General features: G+C 39.4%; 1 protein-coding gene. It reads left to right on the plus strand.

Annotated features, from left to right (window positions below):
* Positions 1 to 122: 122 nt before the first annotated feature.
* Positions 123 to 1,625, plus strand: a complete 1,503-nt coding sequence (tnpC, locus tag DLD82_RS17695; RefSeq protein WP_109942461.1) for an IS66 family transposase — start codon at positions 123 to 125, stop codon at positions 1,623 to 1,625.
* The last annotated feature ends 62 nt before the right edge of the window (positions 1,626 to 1,687 follow it).

The raw sequence follows: 1,687 nt of genomic DNA on the forward strand, positions 1-1,687 counted from the left end.
GGTTACTATTCAGCCATACCCCTAATGAAATAAAAATCATATGATTTTTATTTAATGATTCATCCTTAAAAGACCGAAAATTCTTAGTATTAGAAGCGCAAATCTATTATTTAGATCTGGTTATGGAATTTAGTGATGAGGAACAGGAATATATCCAAAAATCTCATCCCATTATAATCGAAATTATTTCACGTCTACTGGCTCAACTGCTTTTATTGAGAGAGGAGATTTGTGAACTAAAATCCCGTGTTCGAGATTTAGAGAACCGTTTTAACCTAAACAGCACAAACAGTAGTATTCCTCCGTCAAAAAATCCATTAAACCACAAAAAAATTTCAAATAGCCGTGTTTCTAGAGGAAATAGACCCGGAGGACAGACTGGGCATATTGGGACCACATTATCACCAGTTGAAAATCCCGACATAAAAATCGATCATGCTCCAAATGTTTGTTCAGGTTGTGGTGCCACAGTACAGACTAAGCTTTTACAATTCCTTGATGAAAGACAGGAAGCTGAAATTCCTCCAGCAACTATCCTATGGATTGCTCACCGTATCTTTTCTTACCACTGCCCTTATTGCCATACTGTCACAAATGGAGAGTTTCCGAGACACATCACTCAAAAAGTCCAATATGGTGTTCGTTTAACTGCATATGTTGCTTATCTCTCCGTTTATCAACTGATCCCAGTTAAAAGACTCACACATATCCTTTCAGATCTTCATGGATGTTCGATCAGCCCAGGTACTGTCATCAATATGGTTGAACGGGTTGGAGGGAATCTTGAGGGATTCACAGATAAAATTAGAGAATTGCTGATTGAATCACCCGTCATCCATACAGATGAAACCGGCATGAAAGTGGGTAAAAAGAAATCCTGGCTCCATGTTGCCTCAACCAAACTACTAACATTATACGGGATATTTGGAAGTCGCGGACATGCAGGAATTGAAGCTCTTGGAGTTCTTCCACATTATTTTGGGATAGCAGTACATGATTTCTGGGATTCATATCACAAATATCCCTGTAATCATGCATACTGCAATGCTCACATTTTAAGGGAACTGAAACGAGTGGAGGAAGAAACAAAACAAGACTGGGCTGTCAGGATGAGGGAACTTCTGCTCAAGGCAAAGAAAATTTCAGAGATTTTTCATGATAAGGACAAATTAGTAGGTCCTTCACTAATCAAGTTCCTTAATGAGGAGTACTCAAACATAATTATTGAAGGCATGCAAGCAAATCCTCCTCCAACACCTATTAAAGGTAAAAGAGGGAGGCGGAAACAACCCCATTCAAGAAACCTTCTTGAGCGGATGCAAAATCATCAAACCGAGATTCTGCTCTTTCTAACGAATCCTCTGGCCCCATTCGACAATAACCTCGCCGAACGCGACATTCGGATGCCGAAATTGAAAATGAAGATATCAGGACTTTTCCGAAGTGAAAAAGGGGCACAGGCGTTCTCAAGAATTCGTAGCTATGTTTCTACGATGCAGAAAAATGAGATTTCAATCATTGATGGACTCATGAAAGCTACTATGGGCGATCCCTGGATCCCTGATTATTCTCAAAAAAATCATCCTACACTCGTTTCAACCAATCAGGAGCTCGCATTGGCTTGATTAGAATTAAAATTCATTTTTCGGAATATTAGAGTTTGGGTGCATCGCTGAATAGTAACGAA

The organism is Methanospirillum stamsii (assembly GCF_003173335.1).
In the GTDB taxonomy this organism is placed as follows: Archaea; Halobacteriota; Methanomicrobia; order Methanomicrobiales; family Methanospirillaceae; genus Methanospirillum; species Methanospirillum stamsii.

Coding starts and splice junctions, on each gene's coding strand:
- tnpC (WP_109942461.1), top strand. CDS start 123: ATGGAATTTAGTGATGAGGAACAGGAATATATCCAAAAATCTCATCCC.